The sequence below is a fragment of the Bradyrhizobium sp. Leo170 genome, from assembly GCF_004296405.1.
GTDB lineage: Bacteria > Pseudomonadota > Alphaproteobacteria > Rhizobiales > Xanthobacteraceae > Bradyrhizobium.
Window position 1 is genome coordinate 1 of sequence record NZ_PSRR01000636.1, and the last position, 2,152, is coordinate 2,152.

Annotated in this window: 2 protein-coding genes and 2 pseudogenes; 1 reads left to right on the forward strand and 3 read right to left on the reverse strand. The window is 58.6% G+C overall.

Annotation, left to right across the window (positions count from 1 at the left end; translation table 11 throughout):
- Window positions 1-127 precede the first annotated feature (127 nt).
- Window positions 128-309: pseudogene (locus CWO89_RS48615) on the forward strand (HemJ family protein); the annotation flags it as partial.
- Here the strand turns inward: CWO89_RS48615 and CWO89_RS48620 are convergent.
- The 3 genes and pseudogenes from CWO89_RS48620 to CWO89_RS46635 all read right to left on the reverse strand — a co-directional run.
- Window positions 272-472 (reverse strand): annotated as a pseudogene (locus CWO89_RS48620) (kinase/pyrophosphorylase); the annotation flags it as partial. The pseudogenes CWO89_RS48615 and CWO89_RS48620 sit on opposite strands and share 38 nt — an antisense overlap.
- A 732-nt stretch (window positions 473-1,204) precedes the next feature.
- Window positions 1,205-1,741 carry a hypothetical protein gene (locus CWO89_RS43420; RefSeq protein WP_130584301.1) on the reverse strand — a complete coding sequence of 179 codons (537 nt, stop codon included), beginning with the start codon at window positions 1,739-1,741 and terminating at the stop codon, window positions 1,205-1,207.
- Window positions 1,742-1,935: 194 nt separating this feature from the next.
- A partial coding sequence (locus CWO89_RS46635; protein WP_165421594.1) for a hypothetical protein occupies window positions 1,936-2,152 on the reverse strand: 217 nt, incomplete at its 5' end.

The following is a 2,152-nucleotide window of genomic DNA, read 5'->3' on the forward strand; positions in this document are numbered from 1 at the left end:
TATCCTGATCGAGCCGCAACTGCAAACCGCAGTCTTAAATCCAGAGTTCAGCTTTGGTTGCGGCAATAGAACCGACGCGCGGTCTCGCCACAATTTCTTCGCGTGTGTAGGCGACAACGATTTCGACATGATGCTTGGCGCGGTACCTGGATCAAGGTGCTGCGCCTGGATGGCGGGCACGAGCCCTACCTGCCGCGGTTGTTCGTCTATCACCGCGAGGCCCAGATGGGATCGAGCTTCAAGGTGATGGAGCGCCGGCTGCTTGCGTCGTCGAACCGGCGCCCATGGTCAGCAACCAGTTTTGCCGGACCTGGATCAGCCGCTCCGGCGTCGCATGCCGGCTGACGACCGGCGTCCTCGTCAACTTCTCCGGTTGATGTGGGAAAGGAATGCCCGGCACCGGCGGCCCGTTGGCGGTACGGATACCTTGATTGGCCAGATAAATGGCGAGCGTCTTCGACGTGCGAGACACGTTGGTCGTTCTGTCCCCGAGATGGGCATGACGGGCGTCAAATAACATGTTGACAACAGGGTGATTTCGCCGTGCAGACGATCCAGAAACACGCGCCATTGGCCTCTGGCGGCAAAGGCCGGAAGTGGATTACGTTTTTGACCGACAGGTATGTCCAGGTTCATGAGCATCAGCGTGTCCTCACATCCTGATGGGGTGGGCTGGTATTGATGAGAGAGCCCTTGTAGCGCCGGACCTTCTCGAATCTCGAGCCGGTCACCGTGGCCAATTCTCGAGATGTTCAAATGAACGTTCGTCTTGCCGCCTGCTCCAATCGGGGCCCGATCGGCGGTCTTTCGGCATATCCATCTCGTTGCGTCGGCTGCGCGATGGATTTACATGGCGCTTACCTCGGATTGCAACCCTATTCAATTAGAAGCGCTCGAACGACACCCATGCTCCTTGATCCCGATGTTGGGAGACGAAATCGATGGACCACAATCGAGCGGGTGCCCGCTTGGATTTTGCTTGGCGAGATTGTAGACGTTCGCTTGTTGCAAGCATCGCGTGATGCTGAGCTCAATGGCTGTGATCCACAGACGGAGGAACACCGCGCTTGCGGCCAGCAATGGCATGACAAGGATGGAACCCGCGCCGAAGGACCGCTCAACAAAGGAAGAGCAACAGCACGAACAGTGCGGCCGCGGCGGCGATGGAAATGAGCATCTAACCGCGGAACACGATTTGCGGTTGCTAATGGAGTCTGTCCAGCTCGTAATGAACATTTTTCGGCAGGACCTCCGGTACGTTGAGTGTTTGCCGGACTTCGAGACGTTCACGGCCATCTCGACTTCGGATCGGCCGTGACGATCGCAGGCCCCGCCGTTCCGACAGTTCCATGACAGCCTGCAGCTGCGCGACCGCAGCGCGCTTGGCGGCGGGCCTTCCATCGCGGCCCGCACCCACGTGCTCCGACATTACCCTGCCATGATGCCCCTCTCGCTGATTTTCGGAGATCGGGTGGCGGACTCCGGCAATCGCTGCAGGTTTGTGTTGGCGAGACTTCACAACGCTTACCGCAACGCGCGGACGGAGAAACTCGCCGGCTGCGCAAGGCATCGACGTGATGCATATCGAGCCGGACGATCGCCTGCGGCAGTCAGCGATAGCCGGCCGACGTGCAAAAGAAGTACGCTCGATGACCGGTCCCTCGCGGCCAAGCAACGCGACGACGGCTGGAGAAGGCAGAAAGGTCTTGTCGACAAATATCATCGGCTGTTTGCCGATCACGCGGGCGCTGCGCTCGCGGGGACGGGAGAGCCGATATCGAGGTCGTCGATCTCCGTGCTCAAGCCGGCGAGCAATCAACCGGTTGAACATAAGGTGAAACGCTATCTCGGAAACATCCCGTCGCGAATCACCGCGCGCTCCTTATCTTAGACCTTGAGCTGGAGAACCGCTTTCATTTGGGTTGATCCCGCCGCTTAGGTCGTGAGTTCAATCAGCTTTGGTTTACGCGCAATCAAGTTCGTAAATTCCATAATCAATGTTCCGCACGGGAGTGCTGCACGATGGGTGACGAGTCCTGTACCGAAACTCTCCGCAAAATGATTGAGCACCAGATCGAAGCTGTTGCGGCGGCTATCTGTGAAGGCAAGAGCGCCGTCGAAGCCGCATGCCGTCTGGAGTGGCTTACCCGTG